Below are 25,081 nucleotides of genomic sequence, written 5' to 3'. Positions count from 1 at the left end.
GTAGGTTTAAGTTTTTAAACTTCTGGTTTTGAAACTTACTACTAATTACTTGATACTAAATTATGAAGAATTACATTAAGGCAGATGAGTGGAATATTATCGAAGAAGGCTTTGATCCACATCTAAATAAAATTTCAGAAAGTATATTCAGCTTGGGTAACGGCCGTATGGGACAGCGTGCCAATTTTGAAGAAACTTATACCGGCGAAACCCTGCTCGGTAACTACGTTGCAGGTGTATATTACCCAGATAAAACCAGAGTGGGCTGGTGGAAAAATGGCTATCCAGAATATTTTGCAAAGGTGTTAAATGCCGCAAATTGGGTGGGTATAGAAGTAAAATTAGATAACGAAGTTTTAGATTTAGCAACTGCAGAAGTAAGCGATTTTAAACGCGTACTGAATATGCACGCCGGAATTTTAGAACGTACCTTCACCGCTACGTTAAAAAGTGGCAAAACCGTAAAAGTAAAATCTACACGCTTTTGCAGCATAGCTGATGATGAAGTTGGCGCCATACAATACAGCATTACACCTTTAAATTTTGATGGAAAGTTAACATTGATGCCATTTATTGATGGTGATGTTAAAAATCAAGACAGTAACTACGATGAAAAATTTTGGGATCATGTAACTGATGAAATAACAGGAAATGAAGCTTACCTTGAACTCAGAACAAAGAAAACCGAGTTTGAAGTTTGCACTGGTAGCCACATCGAAATTTACAAAAACGATGAAAAACTCAACATCAATGCGGAAGCCACTCGTAAAGATAAATTCGTAGGTCAAATTTTTTCTGTAGAGGTTAAAGCAAATGAAGAAATCACTTTGGTGAAAATCGCAGCCAATCTATCTTCAGAAAATTATAAAAAGGAAAATCTTTTAAAAGAAACCAAGTCTGTAATTGCTAAAGCATCAGCTAAAGGTTTTGATACCTTATTAACCGAACAAACCGAAGCTTGGGCAACAAAATGGGAAGAAAGCGACATCATTATTGAAGGCGATGTGTCGGCTCAGCAAGCCATCCGATTCAATATCTTTCAGCTTTTTCAAACCTATACCGGTAAAGATGATCGCTTAAATATTGGTCCGAAAGGATTTACAGGCGAAAAATACGGAGGCTCAACCTATTGGGATACAGAAGCCTATTGCGTACCGTTTTATTTGGCAACCGCTCCACAAGAAGTAAGCAAGAATTTATTGGTTTACCGCCACAAGCAGTTGGGAAAAGCCATAGAAAATGCAGAGAAGTTAGGTTTTAAAAATGGAGCCGCTTTGTATCCAATGGTAACCATGAACGGCGAAGAATGCCATAACGAGTGGGAAATTACCTTCGAAGAAATTCATCGTAACGGAGCCATTGCCTTTGCAATTTTCAATTATATCCGTTACACTGGCGATGAAGCTTATTTATCTGATTTCGGATTGGAAGTATTAATCGGCATTGCCCGTTTTTGGAAACAACGCGTAAACTGGAGCGACGATAAGCAGAAATACGTAATGCTTGGCGTAACCGGACCAAACGAATACGAAAACAACGTAAATAATAACTGGTACACCAATATTTTGGCCATCTGGTGCATGAAATATGCAACAGAAGCCTCAGAAATTGTCAAGAGTCAACAGCCAGAAAAATATAAAAGCCTGTTAGCAAGCGTCAACTTCGATCAGCAAGAATTTGCAGATTGGGCACACATCATCGAAAACATGTATTACCCTGAAGATGCAGAAAAAGGTATTTTCTTACAACAAGATGGGTATTTGGATAAAGAGCAAACTTTGGTAAAAGATTTGCCAGCCAGCGAAAGACCAATCAATCAAAAATGGAGTTGGGATAGAATTTTGCGTTCATGCTTTATAAAACAGGCCGATGTTTTGCAAGGCTTGTATTTCTTTGAAGAAGATTACGATTTAGACACATTAAGACGCAACTTCGATTTCTATGAACCCCGCACTGTTCACGAAAGTTCTTTATCGCCATGTGTGCACAGTATTTTAGCCGCCAAATTGAATGATGAAGCACGTGCATACGAGTTTTACCTCCGCACCGCCCGCTTAGATTTAGACGATTACAACAATGATACTGAAGACGGTCTACACATCACGTCTATGGCAGGTACTTGGATGAGCGTTGTAGAAGGCTTTGCTGGAATGCGAGTTCGCGATGGTAAATTACAATTTAACCCATTCCTGCCAGAAAAATGGAAATCATTTTCGTTCACAATCGGATTTAGAGGTGCAACCTTAAAAATCAGGATAACAGAAAACGGCATCAGCATTCAAAATCGTGCAGATTTAGATCTAGAAATTGGCATCAGAAATCAACAATACAAATTGGCTGGAAACGCTGAAATTGAAGTAGATAACGCAGCCTTAGTATGAGAAAAGTAAAAGGTGTAAAGGCTAAAGTAATGGGCTTCGAACTAAAATCTTTAATTGGCAAAAAAGTTGGTCAAGCATCAAACTTGTTCCCAAATATAGGGTTTAACAATAGGGCACTATCGCTTTTACTTACCTTTACGATGCTTTCACTACCATCTTTCGCACAAAAAAACAGTACAAAAATGAACGATAAAAAAATCGTTATTTACCAATTATTACCCCGTTTATTCGGCAATAAAAATAACACCAACATCCCTTACGGAACCATCGAACAAAATGGTTCAGGTAAGTTTAACGATATAACGGACAAAGCACTTGATGGTTTAAAAGAACTCCATGTAAATTATGTTTGGTACACAGGCGCTTTGGCCCATGCAAGCTTAACCGATTATTCTAAGTACGGAATTAAGGTTGATGATGCCGATGTGGTAAAAGGTAGAGCAGGGTCGCCCTATGCCGTTCGCGATTATTATGATGTTGATCCAGATTTAGCGGTGGACGTAAAAAACCGGATGAAAGAGTTCGAAGCACTGGTTAAGAGAACGCATAAAAAAGATCTTAAAGTGATTATCGATTTCATCCCAAACCACGTAGCCAGAAGTTATCATTCTTATGCAAAACCTAAAAATGTAATCGATTTTGGAGAAAAAGACGATGTAACGAAAACTTTCAGTGTGCAAAATGATTTTTATTACATCCCAGGACAGAAATTTTTAGTCCCACAGCATGAGCCGAAAAAAACACCAATATCTGCTTTGCAGGATGGTTTATTTGATGAAAATCCAGCTAAGGCAACCGGAAACAATGTTTTTGCGGCACAACCAAAATATGAAGATTGGTACGAAACCATCAAGTTAAATTATGGTGTAGATTACCAAAATGGAGAAAAGCAATACTTTGATCCAATCCCACCAGTTTGGACAAAAATGCGGGATATTTTGATATTTTGGGCAAAAAAGGATGTAGATGGTTTTAGGTGTGATATGGCAGAAATGGTGCCCATTGCCTTTTGGAATTGGGTAATTCCGCAAGTAAAAGCGGTAAATGCCGATATTATCTTCATTGGAGAAGCCTATAATCCTGAAGTTTACCGTCAATATTTAACTGAAGGGAAATTCGATTATTTGTATGACAAAGTGGGTTTATACGATGGGCTTAAAAAACTAATTAGAAATGAACCAACTGCAGATGTAGCCTCAATTAAATACGTTTGGCAAAAGGAAAGTGCGGGTTTTGGCGATCACATGTTACGCTTTCTGGAAAACCACGATGAGGAGCGCATTGCTTCAGCAGGATTTGCAGGAAAACCAGAATTGGCTTTACCTGCAATGGTTGTTTCTGCAACGTTAGGAGCAGGCCCGGTGATGATCTACTTCGGACAAGAAGTTGGCGAGCAGGGCAGAGGTGCCGAAGGCTATGGAGGAGATGACAACCGAACCACTATTTTCGATTATTGGGGCATTCCGTCGCATCAAAAGTGGATGAATAATGGCTTGTTTGATGGTCAGAAATTAAATGACGCACAGCAAAATTTAAGGGCCTATTATCAACAATTGCTAAAAGTAACCACGCAAAGCGATGCCGTATTGCATGGTGAAATTTACGAAGTTCCGCACACCGGAAACATGAATAACCGAATGTATGCCTTTATTCGTTACACAGGCAAGCAACGATTGCTTATTGTGGTAAATTTCGATCGAGCGCAAACGCTCGAAGCCAACATCGAAATACCAGATGAAATTTTAAAGGTAAAATCATCATCGCCTGTTACCGATTTACTAACCGATATAAAATTAAATATTCCAGCAGGAATGAGCATTCCGGTAAAACTAAGCCCTGTTTCTGCCCAAGTGATAGAATTTTAACAAGCCTAAAACTGGGCGCTAGATGTACTAACCAACCAAACAAGATTTTACAAGGCTTGTATGGCATAAAATTCAGCGTTCATCATCCTAAATAACCATAAATAATGACTTTAAAAACAATATTCGAAAATCCAAAATTAACCCTAACACAAATTATTAATATGAGTGTGGGTTTTTTCGGGATCCAGTTTGGGTGGGATTTGCAGCGTGCCAACATGGGCCGGATTTACGAAAATTTAGGTGCAAATCCAGATCAAGTGCCATTATTGTTTTTAGCAGCCCCCCTAACCGGATTGTTGGTTCAGCCCATTATCGGTTATTTGAGCGATCGTACCTGGCACCCAAAATGGGGGAGAAGAAGACCCTATTTTATGGTAGGTGCCGTGGTAAGCAGTATTGCCCTAATTTTTATGCCGCATAGCAGTGTACTGTGGATGGCCGCAGGACTACTTTGGATTTTGGATGTTTTTGGAAACATTGCCATGGAACCCTTCCGTGCTTTTGTTACCGATAAATTACCAGATAGTCAGGTTAATCGCGGTTTTATTATGCAAAGCATGATGATAGGTTTGGGCGGCAGCGTGGCATCGGCCTTACCCTGGTTAATGAAAAACGTTTTTGATTTAAATAATACCGCAGAACAGGGAAGCATACCAGAAAACGTAAAGTTCTCTTTTTACATTGGGGCATTTTTCTTTTTCGCAGCTGTATTGTGGACGGTTTTAACCACCAAAGAATATCCTCCACAAGATGTAGATTTCAAAGAAAAAGTTCTAGAAAGCAATAAAGGATTTGGCGGAGGAGTGAGAGAGATTTTCAGTGCTTTAAGAAATATGCCTAAGCGCATGCAAATTGTTTCTTTAGTGCAGTTTTTTACCTGGCCAGGTTTATTTTTAATGTGGTTTTATTATACCACTGCGGTTGCCGTAAACGTTTTCGGTGGTAAAGATGCAGCCGACCCTGTTTATGCACAAGGGGCCGATTTCGGAAGCTTAACTTTAGCCTACTACAGTGTAATCACCTTTCTTTTTGCCTTAGTATTGCCAAAAATTGCCGATGCACTTGGTCGTAAAACTACCCATGCGCTATGTTTAATTTGTGGTGCAATTGGTTTAATCAGTGTGGCTTGGGTACACGATAAAAACATGCTGTATTTGTGTATGACGGGTGTGGGTATTGCTTGGGCAAGTATTCTATCAATGCCCTATGCCATGTTAAGCGGCTCATTACCCAAAGGAAAAATCGGTATTTACATGGGTATCTTCAATTTCTTTATTGTACTGCCAGAAATTATTGCCTCGCTAGGTTTTGGTTGGTTAATGAAAAACGTTTTAAACAATGATAGGCTATTGGCCGTACAGCTTGGTGGTGGCTTAATGATTATAGCGGCCATAATTTGCTACGTTTTTATTAAAGAAAGCAAAAAAGATGATGCCGTTTTAACCGCAAAGTTAGAAGTAGAAGAAGGCCGTTCCGTATAACATTTAACACAAGAAAAAATTATAAATAGAGCTGTAATACACCTCTAAATGCTCAACTCTTGTCCAATATTTTCATCCCCCATTCACTAAATCCTTCACTCAATAATTCACTAAATCCTTCATTCAATAATTCATTAATTCCTTCATTCAATAATTCACTAAATCCCTCATTCATTAATTCAATAATTCACTCACTCCCTAATTCCCTCATGAAAAAAATTATTTATTTAATCGCATTATTAATCACCTTCAACCTGGCTTGTAAAAAGGCTGGTTCAGGTGATGTAATTGTAGATCCGGTAACGCCCGTTAATACCGATTTACCAGCTGGTGCTAAAGATGGCGTAGCTTTTATCAATAACGGAACATCTGCAATCGTAACCCTGTATGCACCGGGCAAAACATCGGTTTCCCTAATCGGCGAGTTTAATGATTGGTCAGCTTCAGCTTCTGTAATGAAGAAAACTTCCGATGGAAACACTTGGTGGGTTCAAATTGATAATTTAAATCCCAATACCGAGTATGCTTATCAGTTTCTGGTTGATGGCAGCTTGAAAGTAGCCGATCCTTATAGCGAAAAAGTTCTCGATCCCGCAAACGATCAGTACATCACTACCGCAACCTATCCAAACTTAAAAGCATATCCGGCAGGTAAAACAACAGGTATTGTAAGTGTAATGCAAGCCAACCAGCCGGTATATTCTTGGAAAAACTCAGGATTTGTACGACCAGAAAAAAATAATCTGGTAATTTATGAGCTCTTGATTCGCGATTTTACCACGGAGCACAGTTATGCATCAACCTTAACCAAACTAGATTATTTGGTGAGTTTAGGTATCAATGCCATCGAGTTAATGCCGGTTAACGAATTTGAAGGAAATTTAAGCTGGGGCTATAATCCATCGTTTTATTTCGCACCGGATAAATATTACGGAACCAAAACAGCCTTACAAAACTTTATAGATGAGTGCCATGGTAGAGGTATTGCGGTAATCATGGATATGGTATTAAACCATTCTTTCGGTCAATCGCCAATGGTACAACTTTATTTTGATGGTGCTAAACCAACTGGTTCAAGTCCTTGGTTTAACATAGATCCAAAGCACCCATTCAATGTAGGTTACGATTTTAACCATGAAAGTGCAGCAACAAAATATTTCGCTAAAAATGTGATGAAATTTTGGATGCAACAATATAAAATTGATGGTTTCAGATTTGATTTATCAAAAGGTTTTACGCAAAAATCATCAACAGCCGATGCACAGTTCAGACTTTACGATGCCGGTAGGGTAGCCATTTGGAAAGAGTACAATAGTTTCATCAAAAGTATCGATCCAAACAACTTTTATGTGATTTTAGAGCACTTCGCAGAAGAAACCGAAGAGAAGGCCTTAGCCGATGAAGGCATGATGATGTGGAACAATTTGAATTACAACATGAACGAGGCCACCATGGGTTGGTTAGGCAATTCAGATTTTTCTTGGGGTTTTTACGCAAAACATGGCTTTACAAAATCAGAAAACTTGGTTACTTATGGCGAAAGTCATGATGAAGAGCGCTTGAATTACAAGAACATCACTTTTGGAAACATTTCGGGAACCTATGCCGTTAAAGGCAATTTGCCAACATCTTTAAAAAGAGAAGAGCTTGCAGCAGCTTTTTTATTCAGCATACCAGGCCCTAAAATGGTATGGCAATTTGGAGAAGTTGGTTACGATATATCAATAGATTTTAACGATAGAACGGGTGTAAAGCCGATTAAATGGGATTATTATACCGATCCAAATCGCAAAGCATTGTATGATGCTTACGCCAAATTTATTAAGCTTAAAAAGAACAATAGCATTTTCAATTCTACCAATTCCACTTATAATTTAACAGGTGGCGTTAAATATATCAAACTGGTAGAAGGCACAAATACGGTAGTGGTTGTAGGCAATTTCGATGTAGTAAGTCAAACGGCAAATGTCGATTTTGGAACATCAGGAGCTTGGCTTGATGCCGTTGGAAGTTCCATTAATTTATCTGGTACAACCTACACCGGAGTTTTAGCACCAGGCGAATACCATATTTTTAGTAAAACAGCATTGAAATAAATTCAAGGTGCATCAAAAGAAGGCAATTTCCGTTCATGGAAATTGCCTTTTTGTTTTTATATTCCTTAGCAATTTTAGCATTATTTCGGTTTGCATAGATAAAATCACTTTGGCCTATCTTGGAGGCCTTAGATGGTTCAAAATAATGGTTGTTCGCAACGATGAAATCTCTTTTCCTTATGTTAGGTACCTACGGGGGTTAAAAATATCAACACAGCCCCATCCCAAAAAGAAATCACTCAATCTAAAATAGATCTTGTAAATTCTTGATGTTTTTAGTTAATATTGTTTCAACTATCAACCTATGGATAACAAACTGGTGCATCACTTATTATGGGAACGATTACGCGTTGGCGATAGAGATGCCTTTTTTGATTTATACAAAGCACTTTACTATCCACTGGTAAACTTCGGGATTCGGGTTTGTGCCGATGCTGATATCGCAAGCGAAGCAACCGATCTGGTGTTCACCACCATTTGGGAAAAGCACGAAAGCTTAAGTCGGGTAGATCATGTTGAAGCCTATCTGCGCACATTTCTAAAACGAAAACTACTTCGAATTTTAGAGCGTAAACGCAAAATAAACGATGCACTATGCAATGCCGGTTCGGAAGGCGATTGGATGGAAATGAGTTACGAAGAATTTATCGTAAAAGTGCAAAGCGACGAACTCGTTCGTTATCAATTAAAAAATGCGCTAGAAAAATTAACTTTCCGACAAAAGCAGCTCATTCATCTAAAATTCTTTGATGGATTAAGTTACGAGCAAATTGCAGAGCAAACCAGTCAAACCATCAAAACGGCATACAATACCATTTACGATGCACTCAAGATTTTGAGAAAAGAGCTTAAAGCATAAATTTAATGATCATGCAGGCGAAAATTCGTCGAAACGACAGGGCTTTTAAAACCTGAATAGAGTTCAAAATTGATTTTTTGGAAATGTACGTTCAGTAATACTTGGCAATTGAAGCCCTGCTTTTCCTCCAAGCCCAATGAAATATTGGGGCTTTCCGTTCAATCCGGTTTAAGAACAGGGGTGGGTTGCGTTAACGATGGAAGCGGCATCCTTTTTGGCTTTTTCTGCCAAAAAGATATAGCGTACAGCGTGTTAAAACGCCCTAATCAATGCTCAAAATTCATCCTATAAACCAACATGAGCTCATCATATTTATCTGTATTAAAAAAAAGTTAAGTTTTCCTTAGGAAAAAGTAAAGTTTTTGGGCACTGTTATATAAAAGACAAGTAATAATGATTGATAGAAGTCGGTTTGATGCAGAAGATTTTCTTGTAGATAACACTTTCCAGCTCTATTGTGCTGGAACCGATAGGCTGTGCTCAGAGTATTGGGAAAAATACATTAAGGCTCATCCAGAGCAAACAACAGTTATCGCTGAAGCCAAAAGGCTCTACGTTATTTTAAGCGGGAATAAACGACCATTAAACAATCAATTAGAAACATTTAAAGAAAGTTTCGATTTGCCAACAAAAACCATCAAGCTGCAACGAAATTTTACATGGCTAAAAATAGCCGGCGTACTATTGCTTATGGCCTGTGCAGGTTTGGTTTACCGCAATTACAGCCTCCAAAAAGCAAGAGAAAATGTTCAGGCAAAGGTATTTACAACAAAAAGCGGCGAACGGAAAAAAATTATGCTTCCTGATGGCACAACCGTTTTGTTAAATGCAAAGAGTTCATTAGCTATAGGCAAAGAATTTAACGATAAGCTTCGCGAAGTAACCTTAAAAGGAGAAGCTTATTTTGATGTCGTTCACAATAAAAACAAGCCATTTAAAGTACATACGCACGATTTTAACATCAATGTTTTAGGCACCGCCTTCAATGTTAAAGCATACCCTGACGAAATTACTTCAGAAGCCACCTTAATTAGAGGTTTAATTACAATGGAGGCCATAAACGGCAACGGCGGAACGATCACTTTAAAGCCAAGTCAGAAAGTTACCTTCTATAAAGAGCTTGCCCCTGAAGCCAAGGAAAAGATTTTAAAGCCCGTGCCGGCGCATCCAGAAATTACTATAAACCATTATACCTTAATTAAAGACAGTACCATTGTAGAAACCGCATGGACACAAAACCGCATCGAAATTTACGATCAGGATTTTGATGAGATTAAAGGGATTTTAGAAAAATGGTACAATGTTGAAATCACATTTACGAACCCAGATATAGAGAAATACCGCTTTACCGCCACATTTAGCCGAGAAACGATAGATCAAGCCCTAAAAGCTTTACAAGATGTAGAATATTTTAAATATGAGATAAAAGGAAACCAAGTAATCATCTCAAAGTAAGCATAAAAAAGGGTGGTGTTGGAGCACCACCCTAATGATTTCTTCTTTGATTTATTAATGGCAGTTTATGCGCAAACAGATTGCTGCCAAGAACTTATGCAACCAAAAAAACAAAAATATGATTTATTATTACTTACTGCAAGGGCGCTTTAAATATAGGGCGTTTTTAAAATTCATTATGCTAATGAAACTAACCTGTATTATGGTTTTCATTACCTGCCTGAATGTTTCTGCATCGGTTTTTTCTCAGGAAAAAATTTCTATCGATGTAAAGAAAACCAAGTTAGCCAGGGTTTTACAGATTATAGAGCAGCAAAGCAGTTATCATTTTGTGTATAGCTCTTCTTATGTACCAGTAAACAAGGATGTAAGCATCACCGTAACCAACACCTTGGTAACAGATGTTTTGGCCACCATCCTAAACAAAACAAACTTAAAGTATTCCGTTTCTGATGGAGGCTTAATTGTAATTAGCAGAAGTAAAGAAGTTCCCATAAGTGGAATTGTAAAAGATGGGCTTGGCGGCGTATTGCCGGGTGCGAGTGTTCGTGTTAAAGGAACAGGTACCGGCACATCAACAGATATTAATGGAAAATTCGCCTTAAACGCACCAGAAAATGCAATATTGGTGGTTTCTTATGCAGGTTTTCAAACCAGAGAAATTCCAATCGGTACCCAAACTAACCTAACCATCGTTTTAACCGAAGACACCAAACAATTAACCGATGTAGTGGTAACTGCCTTGGGCATTAAGAAAGAGCGTAGGGCATTGGGTTACTCGGTAACACAGGTGAGCGGCGAATCATTAACCCAGGCAAGAGAAAATAACGTTGTAAACTCTTTAGTTGGCAAGGTTGCCGGCTTAGACATCAGTTCTACCGCTGGCGGGGCAGGTGCAGCATCAAGCGTTACCATTCGTGGTGTTTCCAGTTTGAGTCAAACCAACCAACCGCTGTATGTAATTAATGGCGTACCAATGGAAAATAAGCCAGTGGGATTGAACAACTTAAATCCAAATGGCAACACGGGAAGTCAATATGATAATGCTCCAGATTTGGGCGATGCCATTGGAAATCTAAATCCAGATGATATCGAAAGCATTTCCGTTTTAAAAGGTGCAGCCGCTTCTGCGTTATACGGTTACCGTGCAAAGGCCGGGGTAATTTTAATCACTACCAAAAGTGGAAAGGGAAATAGTGTTGAGTTTAACACCAATTACGTTGCCGAACAAGTAATGGATAGAACCAATTGGCAATATGTGTACGGACAAGGTGCAAACGGAACAAAACCCACTGATGCTGCCGCTGCCGCTCAAGTTGGTGGATCGAGCTGGGGCGCTAAATTAGACGGATCGAATGTGGTTCAGTTTGATGGTGTAGCCCGACCTTACACCGCACAAAAAAACAATATCGAAGATTTTTATAAAACCGGTGGAACATGGTCTAACACCCTTGCCTTAAATAAAACATTTGATGGCGGAACCATTCGTTTATCAGCCAACGATGTACACAATAATTCAGTTGTGCCCAACTCTGGCTTAAACAGGCAATCGTTTAACCTAACAGGAACCTTCAACCCAATTAAAAGACTAACCATCGATGCTCGAATGAATTACATTTTGGAGCAGGCCAAAAACAGACCAATGTTATCAGATGGGGCGGGTAACGCCAATTACAACGTGGCTTTCTTACCCACCAGCGTAAGTGTAAACGATCTTATTCCTTATAAAAATGCTGCGGGCAACGAAATCTTGTACAACACAGGTAATGTTTATGCAACCAATCCTTGGTTTGCAGCAAACGAGTTTATAAACGATACGAAACGCGATCGCCTAATTAGCTCATTTAACGCAAAATATACCTTCGATAATGGTCTATTTTTACAAGGCAGGGCCGGTCGAGATGCCTATACCGATGCCTATAAAAATGTTGTTCCATCAGGTACCGCCTATTTCCCCGCCGGTAAAATAGCAGAACAGGCTACTAAGTTTTCTGATATTAACGTAGATGGATTGGTGGGCAAATCATTCAAAGTAGATGAAGATTTTACCATAACCCCAAATATAGGAGCAAGTTATCGAAGAACACACATCAATCAAACCACCAATAACGGATCAGACTTTGCCGTATTCGGCGTTTACAACATTCTAAATGCAAAAAATAAATCAGTAGGAAATGTAGAAACCGCATCTGAAACACAATCTGTTTACGGAACGCTAGAACTCACCTACAAAGATATTTTCTATTTAACAGGTAGCGGCAGAAGCGATTGGTTCTCTACTTTGGCAACACCAGGCAAAGACAATAAATTAAGTGTATTCTACCCATCAATTAGTGGCTCATTTGTATTCACCGAACTTTGGAAACCAAGTTTTTTAAGCTTTGGTAAAATACGCGCAGGCTATGCAGTTGTAGGTCAGGCAACCGATCCTTATCAAACACAATTAACGTATAATTTTAGAAGCGAAAGTTTAAATGGTGCACCACTAGGTACCATTACCAACGTAAATATTCCTAACTCTGCTTTAAAAGCTTCGAAAGCAAGCGAATTTGAGATAGGAACCGAAATGCGCTTCTTTGGCGATCGATTGAATCTCGATTTTACCTACTACAAAAAACTGTCTAAAGATGAAATCTCTTTTGTAACTACATCAAGTACAACGGGCTATGCCGGTGCAGTGTTAAACTCAGGAGAAATCGAAAACAAAGGATACGAGCTGTTATTATCAGGGCAGGTTTTAAAAAACAAAGATTTCGTTTGGACATCTTCGCTCAACGCTTCTTACAATAAAAACACCGTTATTTCATTAGCAGATGGCGTAACTTCTCAACTTTTAGCCACTTCAAGATCTGGCGTTGGCTTTTTACAGAACATCCCTGGCAAAGCCGCATCCCAAGTTTCAGCTTATGATTATGCCTATGATGCAGCAGGAAAAATCAGACTAGATGCCGCTGGAATTCCTGTAAGAGGTGAGTTGGTAGACTACGGATCTGCCTATAACAAATGGTTTGCAGGTTGGAATAACGAGTTTAATTATAAAGGCTTAACCTTATCTGTATTGCTAGATGGTAAATGGGGCGGAAAGGTTTTCTCTGCAACCGATTATTATGGATACGTATTTGGCTTGCACCAAGCAACCTTAGAAAACCGGGATGCCTTAGGCGTGAATGCAGCAACCTATTACAGCACTTTTGCAAACAATGTTTCTAAGCAGTTCGTACAGGATGCGAGTTTCATCAAGTTCAGACAGATGACTTTGGGCTATAACTTCCCAGCAAAATTGTTCAACAACAAAATTCAAGGACTTAACGTAAGCCTCGTTGGTCGGAATTTATTTATCCTGATGAAGAAAACGGATAACATCGATCCTGAATCTAGCTATAACGCTACATTCCCAGGATTGGAATTAGGTGGCGTACCACCCGTTAGAACCTTTGGTATAAATCTTAGTGTTAAGCTTTAATTTTTAAACAGACAGAACAATGAAAACGAACATATTAAAAAAATATAGCCTTCTATTGTGTGTTGGCATTTTATTAGGCACGGGTTGTACCAAAGATTTCGAAGAAATTAATACCAATCCATCAGCTTACGGGGCAGCGAGCTTCGACCCAAATTATACTTTAACAACCGCTCAATTAACCTACACAGGAAGTACCGATTTTGCCTATGATACGTGGAGGGGAAACTTAATTTATGCTTCCACCATGATGCAGGGGCTTTCTACAGTAATTAGCTATTGGGCAGGCGATAAATATTTGTTAAACGAAGGCTACACGGCCGCCTATTGGGGAAATGCAGGCGTTGGCGCATACACAGAGCAGGTTAAGCCCATTGTGGATGTAGTAGAATTTACCAAAGGACAGCAAAAATACAATAATGTACAGCAAGTGGCCCGAATTTGGAAAGCCTTAATTTTTGAACGCCTTACCGATTTATATGGTGATGTACCCTATTCACAAGCCGGCCAAGGATATTACACCAGCAACTTTGCACCCAAATACGATTCGCAACAATCCATTTATACCGATCTCTTAAAAGAGGTAGAAGAAGCTACGAATGCCCTAAATGTTAATGGCGATAAAGTAACAGGCGATGTAATTTATAAAGGCGACATTAACAAATGGAAGCGTTTTGGCAATACACTCTTGTTAAGAATTGCAATGCGCCTAACCAAAGCCGATGAAAATACAGCAAAAGCCTATGCCACGAAGGTGATTGGAAAAACCATGCTTAATAACGATGATAACGCCTTCCTTTTGCATGATGTTTCAGGAGCCAGAGTAACTCAAAACAGAAACAGTCAGGTACTATCTGGTGATGGTGGACAAGAAAATTATTACGTGAAGTGGTCAAAAACGTTTATCGATGCACTAAAAGCAACCAACGATCCACGTTTAGGAAAAGTAGCGGTAACCAAATTATTTATTGACGAAAATTCAAAAAGCCAAAATGCCGCCTTTGATGCCAATCCTCTGGTACAAAAAGGTATGCCTAACGGAAAAGATTTAAGCGGTTTAGCCGGACGTGATGTTAGACAAGACGCCACCTTCACCACTTTTCCAGATTACTCGTCTCCAAACCCCGGAATGTTAAAGAAAAATGGAGCAACCTTTATACTCACCTATGCGGAAAGCGAATTGTTACTAGCAGAAGCCGCACAACGGTGGAATATTGGTGGTACTGCCTCATCCCATTACGCAAGTGGTGTATCAGCCGCGATAACTTATTTAAGCCAATACGACGCATCGATGGCAATTGCCAGCACCGTAGCAGATGCTTATGTAGCAGCAAACCCCTATGTTGCTGCGAATGGTTTACAAATGATTAATACCCAATATTGGTTACACACCAATACCATGCTCGATTTTTATGAAACGTGGTCTAACTGGCGCAGATCTGGTTTTCCAGTGCTAACACCAGTAGTTTATCCTGGTAATGCAACGGTTGGTACCATTCCACGTCGTTTCCCATACCCCGTAGAAGAAGCCGCGAAAAATGGAACAAATTATAAAGCAGCCTCATCGGCAGTAACCGGTGGCGATACCCTTGCAGGTAGAGTCTGGTGGGATAAATAACCAACATTAAAACATTAGGTAAGGCCGGCATTGCGAAAGCATTGTCGGCTTTTTGATTTACAGGTCCATCCAAAATGGGCAACATTCCCAAGCTTAGTGGCTGATAAACTTTTATCTAAAAGCGTCCACAAATTTCCAGCCCTTATAGTAACAATTTTAATTGGTTTTTTGAATAGCCAGGCATTAGTTTGATATTTAGAAACCAAACTAACATTCCATGAAACTTAAACTCATACTCACTACATTATGTTGCGCCAGCCTACTTGCAAATGCACAGCAACGACCGGCAAGAAATCCAGCTAAAGAAACCGTAACCAAAACAGAGGTAACCGTTAAAGAAGAATCAAAACCTGCGGTTAATGAAAGAACCATCAAAGTAGAAAGCACGGTAATCACCAATCATACCGTTACTGTTAATGGAAAAAGCATTCCTTACAAAGCAACAACCGGAACTTTACCCGTTTGGGATGAAGATGGTAAAGCTATAGCAGGCTTATTTTATACCTATTACGAACGAAGCGATGTTCAAAACCGAGCAAAACGACCATTAGTAATATCCTTTAATGGCGGTCCCGGTTCAGCTTCCGTTTGGATGCACATTGCCTATACTGGCCCAGTAGTTTTAAATATTGATGATGAAGGCTATCCCGTTCAGCCCTATGGATATAAAGAAAACCCATATTCAATTTTAGATGTAGCCGACATCGTATATGTAGATCCAGTAAACACAGGCTATTCAAGAGCAGTAAATAAGGATATTCCAACAAATAAATTTTTTGGAGTGCGAGCGGATATCAAATACCTGGCAGAATGGATCAATACCTTCGTAACCAGAAACAATCGTTGGGCATCTCCAAAATTCCTAATTGGCGAAAGCTACGGCACAACCCGGGTTTCAGGTTTGGCATTAGAATTACAAAATAATCAATGGATGTACCTAAATGGAGTAGTATTGGTATCTCCAACCGAATTGGGCATAGAAAGAGGGGGGCCTGTTGATGCCGCCTTACGCCTACCATATTTCGCAGCAACCGCTTGGTATCAAAAAGTATTGCCAGCCGATTTGCAGAACAAAGATTTAACCGCCATGTTGCCAGAAGTAGAAAACTTCACCATAAACGAAGTCATTCCAGCCATCGCACAGGGTGGCATGCTCAATCCCGATAAAAAGAAAGCAATCGCCGCGAAAATGGCGCACTACTCTGGTTTATCCGAAAAGGTGATATTAGATTATAACCTAAACGTACCAACCGATTTCTTCTGGAAAGAATTGCTTAGAGATAAAGGCTTCACGGTAGGACGCTTAGATTCTCGCTACAGAGGCATTGATAAAATGAGCGCCGGAGAAGGGCCAGACTACAATGCAGAGCTAACTTCATGGTTGCATTCCTTTACCCCAGCCATAAACATGTACATTAGAAACGAGCTTAATTATAAAACCGACCTCAAGTACAACATGTTCGGCTCCGTTTACCCATGGGATAATACAGGAGACAAAACAGGCGACAACCTACGTCAGGCCATGGCGCAAAACCCATATTTGCATCTTCTCGTTCAATCAGGCTATTATGATGGAGCATGTGATTATTTTAACGCAAAATACAGCATGTGGCAATTAGATGCTGCGGGCAAACTCTCAGATAGAATGACTTGGGAAGGCTACCGCAGTGGACACATGATGTATCTACGCAAAGATGATCTTAAAACAGCCAACAACCACATCCGCGAATTTATCATGAAGGCATTACCAAAAGAAGGTCAGGCAGCCAAATTTTAACGAATATTTAAGCCATTAACCATTTAATTAATGGCTTCTACCATTTAATGGAATTGTTTTTTGCCAAGCTGAAACAAAAAACCGTAACAGCAAACTAAAAATATTTACTTATTTTTGTGGTTCAATTATGCAACAAATAAAAACATCATTCGATTTTGAAAAGCCCATTGCAGATTTAGTTCAGCAAATGGAAAAGGTTAAACAAGTTGCCGAAAAAACTAAAGTAGATATGTCTGCTACCTTAGATGAACTAGATGGCAAGCTAGAAGAAACCACTCAAAACTTATATAACAACCTTAACGGCTGGCAGAGGGTTCAAATGAGCCGCCACCCCGACAGACCTCAAACACTCGATTACATCAGCATGATTTGCGATGACTTTATCGAGCTACATGGCGATAGAACCGTGAAGGATGATAAAGCGATTATTGGAGGTTTTGCAACCATTAATGGACAAACCGTTATGGTAATTGGTCATCAAAAAGGTAAAAACACTAAAGAACGTCAATTCCGTAATTTCGGGATGGCAAATCCAGAAGGCTATCGTAAAGCCCTCCGTTTAATGCGCCTGGCAGAGAAATTTAATAAGCCAGTAATCTCATTTATCGATACAATGGGCGCTTATCCAGGCTTAGAAGCAGAAGAACGCGGTCAGGGAGAAGCCATTGCCAGAAACCTTTTGGAAATGTCTATTCTTAGAGTTCCAATTATTTGTGTTGTTGTTGGCGAAGGCGCGTCTGGAGGAGCTTTGGGTATTGGTATTGGCGATAAAGTTTACATGTTGGAGCATACTTGGTACTCCGTAATTTCACCAGAATCATGCTCATCCATTCTGTGGAGAAGCTGGGATTTTAAAGAAAAAGCAGCAGCCTGTTTAAAACTTACGTCAGATGACATGTTTGGAAACAAGCTAATCGATGGAATCATCCCTGAGCCGCTAGGTGGAGCGCACCAAAACCCAGAGTTGATGGGACAAACCCTAAAAGACTATATCGTTAAAGATTTAACGGCCTTAGGTAAAATTAAAACAGATAAATTAATTGAACAGAGAATTGATAAATTCTGTGCAATGGGTGTGGTAAACGAATAATTTATCAATAACATAAACTTAAAATCCTGTTTTGCTTTTGCAAAACAGGATTTTTTTTGCCCTTAATAATGTGTGAGATAGGGGCAAAGAAAATATCCTGCAGAAACCAGCTAAAACCCTGAAATAAATTCAGACCGATACCTTTTGATTTGGTCGTACTTAAACAATAGGTTATTCTGAACAAGCTAACCGACATTCACAATAGGCTAACCGTTCATACTGAATTTATTTCAGCATCTTAATAGTAATTCATCATTATGCGTATCAAAAAAACTAAAATCCTCAAATAAATTAAGGGACGACATCTTATAGTTATCTATTACAGCCCTTCCTTTCATGCTGAGTTTATTTCAGCATCCTGATGAATGTTAGTTGTCTTTAGTCTTTCTCCCTTAATGCGAACCGAACCCCCCACTAATCACAATTAAGAAAGAGCAATTTGCGCGCATCAATTTGCCACATTGCTTTTGTATCCTGATTTGTCTTAGGTCGTTTAAAATTAAACTGTTGTGTTCTAGAAGGCCTCAAACGTTTATGAGCTAAACTTTTTTCACTTTTATAAAACCATTTTAAGCTTTGCCTGTTCTTTTATCGAGAGCGTTAATTTATTTGGCTGGAAACAGACAAATTTAGAGGGTAGTCATATTATGGCTGCCCTTTTTTATGCTCATAAAATTCCAAAAAAAAAGCTTCACAAATTAATGTGAAGCTTAATGCATTTTATTTCCTTAAACCACTATTGTTGTGGCCCTTGAGCGTAATACATTGAAAATCTACTTTCTAAACCAGCAAATATTTTCTCCAATTGGCTACTTACCTGAGCCTGTCCAGCAGCCTTACTCGTCTTAATCATTCTATCCAAATAATATAAACCAGTTTGAACATTCTGCGAACCCGTAATCGTTCCCTTCGATTGAGAAATATCAGCCAAATAGGTTAATTCCTTATTAATGTAATCGGCAGAAGTAGTTAAAATTTCATTCGCCCGAGCAGTTTCTCCTAATTTATATAGGTTTTCGGCGATGTAAAATTTAACCACAACTGTACGGATACCAAAGAATTTTTGAGGCATTACCGCAAAATATTTATCCAGCACTTTTTTAGCTTCAGTTGTTTTACCCTCTTTAATCAGGTTACTACTCAAATTACTGAAAATGTTGGTGAAGATGAACGTGTCGTCTGATGATTGCGGATCTAAATAGGTAGCTGTTTTCATGTTACCCCATTTAAATTTGTTCATCACATTGTTGTACAAAGCAGGCGTGTTTGTCAATTCCGACCTTTCCTCAGAAGACGTTGTATCTGCTTTTAAAGGCAATAGGCGTAGCGCCAATCCTTCATTGTACAAGTACTTATCTAAACCGTTATATTGTTCAGAAGGCACCGTAGAAGCAAAGTAAATCGGACGTTTCCAGTTGTTGTGAGCTAATATATCAAACATGGCCAACGTTCCTTTAGTTACATAGCCCTTATTAAATTTCCAATCCATTTTCGTAGTTATCTTCGAAGCATCAGCCGCCGGAACAGTTCCTGTGCTAATCACTTGCTGAGGATCAACCGTAATCATTAAGTTCTTTGTTGGCAAGAAGTTTGATTTCGTTCCATCTTGCATCGGTACTTTATCGCCATCATCGTTTGATAACAATAAATCGACAACTTTTTTAAGTTCAACATCGCCCTCAAGTTTGTAATCATCAAAAGGCAATACATCCCGCTCACCTTGCACGTATTGAGAAGGAACCATGCTAATCGGAAGCGGAGCAGATTCATTTTGCTTCTGTCTCATTCCGTTAATGTACCAATCCGTATCAAACAAGCTTAAGTTTACAATACGTACGTCTGGACGAACATTCTCCACCTCTTGAATGTACCAAAGTGGATAAGTATCATTATCGCCGTAGGTAAACAAAATGGCATTTGGTGCGCAAGATTGAAGGTAATCTAAAGCAATATCATGCGGAACCATTTTGGTAGAACGGTCGTGGTCATCCCATCCCTGCTCGGCCATAATGGTTGGAGCCGCAAGTAGGCCAATAACAGTGGCACCAATGGCTCCGGTTGTTGGTGTTAGCTTTTTAAACAACCATTCTTTAATTGCCAATACACCTAAGCCAATCCATATTGCAAAAGCATAAAACGAACCCGTGTAAGCATAATCTCTTTCTCTAGGCTCTAAAGGTTTCTGGTTTAAGTACAATACAATGGCGATACCCGTAAAGAAAAACAGTAGGGCAACAATTCCAGCATCTTTTTGATTGCGTTTGAAATGCCAAACTGCACCCATCAAACCTAAAATTAGCGGTAAGAAAAAGAAACGATTGTAAGCTTTATTATCAACCGTTGATGGTGGTAAATGACTTTGATCGCCCATGCGAATTTTATCTACACCCTTTATTCCACTAATCCATTCACCCTCAAATCCACTTCCCTGTCCTTGTTCATCGTTTTGGCGACCAACAAAATTCCACATAAAATAACGCATGTACATGTACCCAATTTGGTAGCTAAATAAGAAACCCACATTATCCACAACATTAGGTTTTTTACTATCGTCCATGTGCATCCATTCTTTATAAAAGGCAGCATGTTTTGGGTCATCGCTATACATACGCGGTAATAAGGTATTGTCGCTGTACTCATAGTCGCTTTTCTTCCCTGCCGATTCATATTTATTTTCGCCTTTTCTCCAAATGGTTTTTCCCTCTGTTACACCAGATCTCTCCGAATTGTAATTTGGCCCAAATAATAAAGGTCTGTCTCCGTATTGCTCTCTATTCAAATAACTTAAAAAAGAAAAAGCATCTTTCGGCGCACTGTTATTTAAGTTAGGATCAGCCTTCGCTCTGATCACAATCATTGAGAAAGAAGTATAACCAAAAATGATTAACACGGTTGAAATTAGCGCCAGATTTAGTAACTTTTTCTGATGCGCAATTGAATACCTAATGGCCCAAACAAAAGCACCAATTAATAAAACCGCAAAAAACAATACGCCCGTTCCAAAGCCTAAACCTAAGGTGTTAACAAAGAATAAATCAAAATAAGCTCCAAATGAAACCAAATACTGAATAATTCCATATTGTATGATCGCTAAAATTAAAACCCCAACCAATAAGGTTTTAAAAATTCCTGAGGTTGTAGGCTTATCGGTTTTTTTGAAATAATAAACAAAAGCCATCGCAGGTATGGTGAGTAAGTTCAAAAGGTGTATCCCGATGGATAAACCCATAATATATGCAATAAAGAGTAACCACCGGTCGCCTCTAGGCTCATCAGCATGAGCTTCCCATTTTAAAATGCCCCAAAAAACAATGGCCGTAAATAAAGAAGATTGAGCATACACCTCAGATTCTACCGCCGAAAACCAAAAACTATCAGAAAATGTATAAGCTAAAGCACCAACTGCACCAGCACCCATAATGCTAATTAATTTACCAGTAGTCAGTTCTTCACCAACCTTAATTAGGGTTTTCTTGGCTAGGGCAGTTATGGTCCAAAACAAAAATAGGATGGTTGCAGCACTCGAAATGGCCGAACCAATGTTCATCCAGTAAGCAATTTGCGTTTTATCTCCACCAGCAAAAATCGAGAAGAATCTTTGAATCATTAAAAACAAAGGTGCACCCGGTTGGTGAACAACCTGCATTTTAAAAGCAGAAGCGATAAACTCACCACAATCCCAAAAACTAGCAGAAGGTTCTAAGGTTAAAACGTAAGTTATTGTCGCAATTAAAAAGCAGAGCCAGCCTACTATATTATTAACTTTTGAATAATTCATTGGTTTATTATAATGATAATTAAATTTTGTTTTGACATAAAAATGCTGCCGAAATTAACTATTCTAGTCGATAAAAAGGTAAAATTTTAGATGGATTTTACATTTGCTAACCAAACAAGCTTAAAATGAATTTAAAGCAAAACATTATTGTTCATCTATAAAGTCGGTTACAAAAACAAAATGTTGCACCAGTAAGCAATTTTTTAATCCGTATTTAGTTAGAAGTGTTTAAAAAACCAGAAAAGCAAAGCCTGTAGTTCATATTAATGTTAGTCCTAATTCTGAGCTATACATTTCGCTAAGAATGGTTTAAAAAATTAGAAAAGCAAAACCTGTATTTCATATTAATGTTAGTCCTAATTCTGAGCTATACATTTCGCTAAGAATGGTTTGAAAAATTAGAAAAGCAAAACCTGTATTTCATGTTAATGTTAGTCCTACTTTCCGCTTTACTCACTCCGTTCGTGCCCGCTCCAATTAGGTTTATTTTACTCAAGGCACTGCAAAGAACTTAATTAGCACCCCTCAAAGCTCATAAGGCTTACACTTGGTATTTTGAGCGCAACTAACACAGCCGCCTTGGTACGTTTCCCCACGTACCAACACTAAAAATTTATTACTTGAGTTGGATAACAAAACTATCTTTTAACAACTCGGATTGTAGCCGACCGTACATTTTAAACCTGGGTGAAGCGGTATCCCCCGATTTTTCATCGGGGATTTAGCGCAACACAGGACTGAAATCGGCAAAGCATTACCGAACCATAAATTTCCAAAAAAAATACATCCATTTTCGTTGTTGCACTGAGTTAGTCTGGTTGATGTAAGATTTACATTTAGGATTGCAGCCGGCCGTACATTTTAAACCTGGGTGAAGCGGTATCCCCCGATTTTTCATCGAGGATTTAGCGCAACACAGGACTGAAATCGGCAAAGCATTACCGAACCGTAAATTTCCAAAAAAACACATCCAGCTTCGTTGTTGCACCGAGTTAGTCCGGTTGGTGTAAGGCTTACATTTCGGATTAGAGCCGACCGTAAATTTCAAAAAAAAATACCCCACATCTTTATATTTGTATATTTTTTTAGAAAGCTTCCCGATTTGGTATGAACTGATAGTAAAAGAGTTATCGTTTTCCAAGTCAAAAAAGGCTTTGAAAATAAGATGTTAACCCCAAAGCGTATTTATTTATAGCCCAAAATATTTTTCAATTTTTTTTAAAACACACTTGCATATTTAAAATAACCTGCCTACATTTGCATTCCCAATCGAGAGAGAGATCCTCGAATTGCTTTTGTCCGATAGTATAAGGGTAGTACGACAGTTTTTGGTACTGTTTGTCTTGGTTCGAATCCAGGTCGGACAACTTAAGTTTAACATCGGGTCGTGTAAAATACATGATCCGATTTTTTTTAACCCGTAAACTACACGGAATCATGCCATTGCAGTTTAACCAGGTAAAGCTTTTCTCTGGAACAGGTTCTAGAGAATTATCACTTAAGATAGCTGAAAGTTACGGCAAGCCATTGGGCGAAGTAACCATTCACAAATTCAGTGATGGCGAGTTTCAACCTTCTTTTGATGAATCAATCCGTGGTTGCGATGTTTTCTTAATCCAATCTACTTATCAGCCAAGCGATAACTTAATGGAACTTTTGCTAATGGTTGATGCCGCTAAAAGAGCTTCAGCACATTACATTACCGCAGTTGTTCCTTATTATGGTTTAGCCCGTCAAGATAGAAAAGACAAACCTCGTGTAGCAATCGGCGCTAAATTGGTAGCAAACTTATTAAAATCGGCAGGTATCCACCGCATCATGACGATGGATTTGCATGCCGCACAAATACAAGGTTTCTTTGATATTCCGGTAGATCACTTAGATGGATCGGTTATTTTTGTGCCCTATATAAAAAGTTTAGGTTTAAAAAACCTAACCATTGCATCACCAGATATGGGTGGCTCTTACAGGGCACGTACTTTTGCAAAGTTTTTTAATGCAGAAGTTATTATTTGTGATAAACGCCGTAAACGCGCCAATGAAATCGAATCGATGTCGATTATTGGAGATGTAACCGGGCAAGATGTAGTGTTGATAGATGATATTTGCGATACTGCCGGAACATTATCGAAAGCAGCAGCATTAATTATGGAAAACGGTGCAGCCAGCGTTAGAGCAGTATGTACTCACGCGGTGTTATCGGGTAAAGCTATTGAAACGGTAGAAAACTCGGTATTAACAGAACTGATTGTAACTGATACCATACCGTTGAAAATGCAAAGTTCAAAAATTAGGCAGCTCAGTACAGCCAGTTTATTTGCAAGAGCAATTGCAAATGTAAACGAGCACGGTTCAATAAGCGACCTATTTAAAGTGTAATAAAATAAGGTAGAAGGTTGAGGGAAGAAGGCTTAAGGTCTTCATGATCGATACCAAATACTGGATATTAATAATTAAATAAAAATAAAATGAAAACAATCGCAATTAGCGGTTCTCCAAGAGAGAACGTAGGGAAACGCGATGCCAAAGAGCTTCGTTACGAAGGTAAAGTTCCTGCGGTATTGTATGGTGGTACATCACAACAACATTTAGCTGTTGTTATTGCAGACTTAAGAGATGTAATTTACACTCCAGAAGCAAACTTTGTAGAAATTGAAGTAAACGGTGCAAAAACTAAAGCAATCGTTAAAGACACTCAGTTTCACCCATTAACTGATGTTTTAATGCACATCGATTTTCTTCAATTATTCGATGATAAAGAAATCGTTATGGAAATCCCTGTAAAATTAACAGGAACTTCTCCAGGTGTTAAAATGGGGGGTAAAATGGTTCAGAAATTACGCAAACTTCGTGTTAAAGCTTTACCAGCATCAATGCCTCAAACCGTAGAAGTAAGCATCAGCACATTAGAAGTTGGTGGTTTAGTTCGCGTTCGTGATATTAAAGGTGAAGGTTATGTTATTACCAATACTCCAGAAGATACTATCGTTTCTGTAGGTATGAGTAGAGCATTAAAACAAGCAGAAACTGAAGCTGCTAAAGGTAAAAAATAATTTAGAGGGACTTAAATCTCTTGATTACAGAATTAAGCGACACAAATTTGTGTCGCTTTTTTTGTGCTGGTTTTTCAAAATTCAAGTATGTCAAAATCATCGGATTGAGCAAAAATTTCGAGTGTTTAGCTTTATGGTACGTCCGTCATGCTGAATTTAATTCAGCAT

The 25,081-nt window shown here is 38.8% G+C and carries 13 protein-coding genes; 12 read left to right on the top strand and 1 reads right to left on the bottom strand.

Annotated features, from left to right (window positions below; translation table 11 throughout):
- Positions 1 to 62 precede the first annotated feature (62 nt).
- The 10 genes from DHW03_RS13755 to DHW03_RS13705 all read left to right on the top strand — a co-directional run bounded on the left by DHW03_RS13755 (position 63) and on the right by DHW03_RS13705 (position 18,082).
- Positions 63 to 2,381 (top strand): glycoside hydrolase family 65 protein, encoded by a 2,319-nt coding sequence (locus tag DHW03_RS13755; protein WP_109926403.1) that lies wholly within the window; start codon positions 63 to 65, stop codon positions 2,379 to 2,381.
- Positions 2,378 to 4,246 carry an alpha-amylase family protein gene (locus tag DHW03_RS13750; protein ID WP_240618539.1) on the top strand — a complete coding sequence of 623 codons (1,869 nt, stop codon included), beginning with the start codon at positions 2,378 to 2,380 and terminating at the stop codon, positions 4,244 to 4,246. Before DHW03_RS13755 ends, DHW03_RS13750 begins: the two co-directional genes overlap by 4 nt.
- A gap of 104 nt (positions 4,247 to 4,350) precedes the next feature.
- Positions 4,351 to 5,727: an MFS transporter gene (locus DHW03_RS13745; RefSeq protein WP_109926402.1), complete on the top strand. Its 1,377-nt coding sequence runs from the start codon at positions 4,351 to 4,353 to the stop codon at positions 5,725 to 5,727.
- A gap of 209 nt (positions 5,728 to 5,936) precedes the next feature.
- The gene (locus DHW03_RS13740) at positions 5,937 to 7,823 is read left to right on the top strand and encodes an alpha-amylase family glycosyl hydrolase (RefSeq protein ID WP_109926401.1); all 1,887 of its coding nucleotides are present in this window, start codon (positions 5,937 to 5,939) and stop codon (positions 7,821 to 7,823) included.
- 304 nt (positions 7,824 to 8,127) lie between these two features.
- On the top strand, positions 8,128 to 8,682 hold the full coding sequence (locus tag DHW03_RS13735) for an RNA polymerase sigma factor (RefSeq protein WP_109926400.1): 555 nt from the start codon (positions 8,128 to 8,130) through the stop codon (positions 8,680 to 8,682).
- A 393-nt stretch (positions 8,683 to 9,075) separates the two neighbouring features.
- Positions 9,076 to 10,137, top strand: coding sequence for a FecR family protein (locus tag DHW03_RS13730; protein WP_109926399.1), 1,062 nt, complete (start codon positions 9,076 to 9,078; stop codon positions 10,135 to 10,137).
- Positions 10,138 to 10,321: 184 nt separating this feature from the next.
- On the top strand, positions 10,322 to 13,600 hold the full coding sequence (locus DHW03_RS13725; protein WP_240618538.1) for a SusC/RagA family TonB-linked outer membrane protein: 3,279 nt from the start codon (positions 10,322 to 10,324) through the stop codon (positions 13,598 to 13,600).
- A 19-nt stretch (positions 13,601 to 13,619) separates the two neighbouring features.
- Complete coding sequence (locus DHW03_RS13720; RefSeq protein WP_109926398.1) at positions 13,620 to 15,215, top strand: SusD/RagB family nutrient-binding outer membrane lipoprotein; 1,596 nt, start codon at positions 13,620 to 13,622, stop codon at positions 15,213 to 15,215.
- A gap of 217 nt (positions 15,216 to 15,432) precedes the next feature.
- Positions 15,433 to 16,992, top strand: a complete 1,560-nt coding sequence (locus tag DHW03_RS13710; protein WP_109926396.1) for a S10 family peptidase — start codon at positions 15,433 to 15,435, stop codon at positions 16,990 to 16,992.
- A gap of 127 nt (positions 16,993 to 17,119) precedes the next feature.
- Positions 17,120 to 18,082, top strand: coding sequence for an acetyl-CoA carboxylase carboxyltransferase subunit alpha (locus DHW03_RS13705; protein WP_109926395.1), 963 nt, complete (start codon positions 17,120 to 17,122; stop codon positions 18,080 to 18,082).
- A gap of 736 nt (positions 18,083 to 18,818) precedes the next feature.
- Here the strand turns inward: DHW03_RS13705 and DHW03_RS13695 are convergent.
- Positions 18,819 to 21,860: a glycosyltransferase family 117 protein gene (locus tag DHW03_RS13695; protein WP_109926393.1), complete on the bottom strand. Its 3,042-nt coding sequence runs from the start codon at positions 21,858 to 21,860 to the stop codon at positions 18,819 to 18,821.
- A 1,437-nt stretch (positions 21,861 to 23,297) separates the two neighbouring features.
- On the opposite strand from DHW03_RS13695, the gene DHW03_RS13685 reads away from it, so the two are divergent.
- Entirely contained in the window at positions 23,298 to 24,239 is a 942-nt protein-coding gene (locus tag DHW03_RS13685) for a ribose-phosphate pyrophosphokinase (RefSeq protein ID WP_109926634.1), read from the top strand.
- 89 nt (positions 24,240 to 24,328) lie between these two features.
- Positions 24,329 to 24,913, top strand: a complete 585-nt coding sequence (locus DHW03_RS13680; protein WP_109926392.1) for a 50S ribosomal protein L25/general stress protein Ctc — start codon at positions 24,329 to 24,331, stop codon at positions 24,911 to 24,913.
- Positions 24,914 to 25,081: the final 168 nt, after the last annotated feature.

The organism is Pedobacter yonginensis (genome assembly GCF_003173595.1).
Lineage (GTDB): Bacteria > Bacteroidota > Bacteroidia > Sphingobacteriales > Sphingobacteriaceae > Pedobacter > Pedobacter yonginense.
Note: the sequence above shows the minus strand (reverse complement) of the source record. Positions and strands in the feature narration are given on the sequence as shown.

Bases quoted from the DNA above. Each gene is read 5' to 3' on its own strand.
- DHW03_RS13685 (WP_109926634.1), top strand. From the start codon at position 23,298: ATGCCATTGCAGTTTAACCAGGTAAAGCTTTTCTCTGGAACAGGTTCT.
- DHW03_RS13735 (WP_109926400.1), top strand. From the start codon at position 8,128: ATGGATAACAAACTGGTGCATCACTTATTATGGGAACGATTACGCGTT.
- DHW03_RS13710 (WP_109926396.1), top strand. From the start codon at position 15,433: ATGAAACTTAAACTCATACTCACTACATTATGTTGCGCCAGCCTACTT.
- DHW03_RS13705 (WP_109926395.1), top strand. From the start codon at position 17,120: ATGCAACAAATAAAAACATCATTCGATTTTGAAAAGCCCATTGCAGAT.
- DHW03_RS13755 (WP_109926403.1), top strand. From the start codon at position 63: ATGAAGAATTACATTAAGGCAGATGAGTGGAATATTATCGAAGAAGGC.
- DHW03_RS13740 (WP_109926401.1), top strand. From the start codon at position 5,937: ATGAAAAAAATTATTTATTTAATCGCATTATTAATCACCTTCAACCTG.
- DHW03_RS13745 (WP_109926402.1), top strand. From the start codon at position 4,351: ATGACTTTAAAAACAATATTCGAAAATCCAAAATTAACCCTAACACAA.
- DHW03_RS13725 (WP_240618538.1), top strand. From the start codon at position 10,322: ATGAAACTAACCTGTATTATGGTTTTCATTACCTGCCTGAATGTTTCT.
- DHW03_RS13750 (WP_240618539.1), top strand. From the start codon at position 2,378: ATGAGAAAAGTAAAAGGTGTAAAGGCTAAAGTAATGGGCTTCGAACTA.
- DHW03_RS13680 (WP_109926392.1), top strand. From the start codon at position 24,329: ATGAAAACAATCGCAATTAGCGGTTCTCCAAGAGAGAACGTAGGGAAA.
- DHW03_RS13720 (WP_109926398.1), top strand. From the start codon at position 13,620: ATGAAAACGAACATATTAAAAAAATATAGCCTTCTATTGTGTGTTGGC.
- DHW03_RS13695 (WP_109926393.1), bottom strand. From the start codon at position 21,860: ATGAATTATTCAAAAGTTAATAATATAGTAGGCTGGCTCTGCTTTTTA.
- DHW03_RS13730 (WP_109926399.1), top strand. From the start codon at position 9,076: ATGATTGATAGAAGTCGGTTTGATGCAGAAGATTTTCTTGTAGATAAC.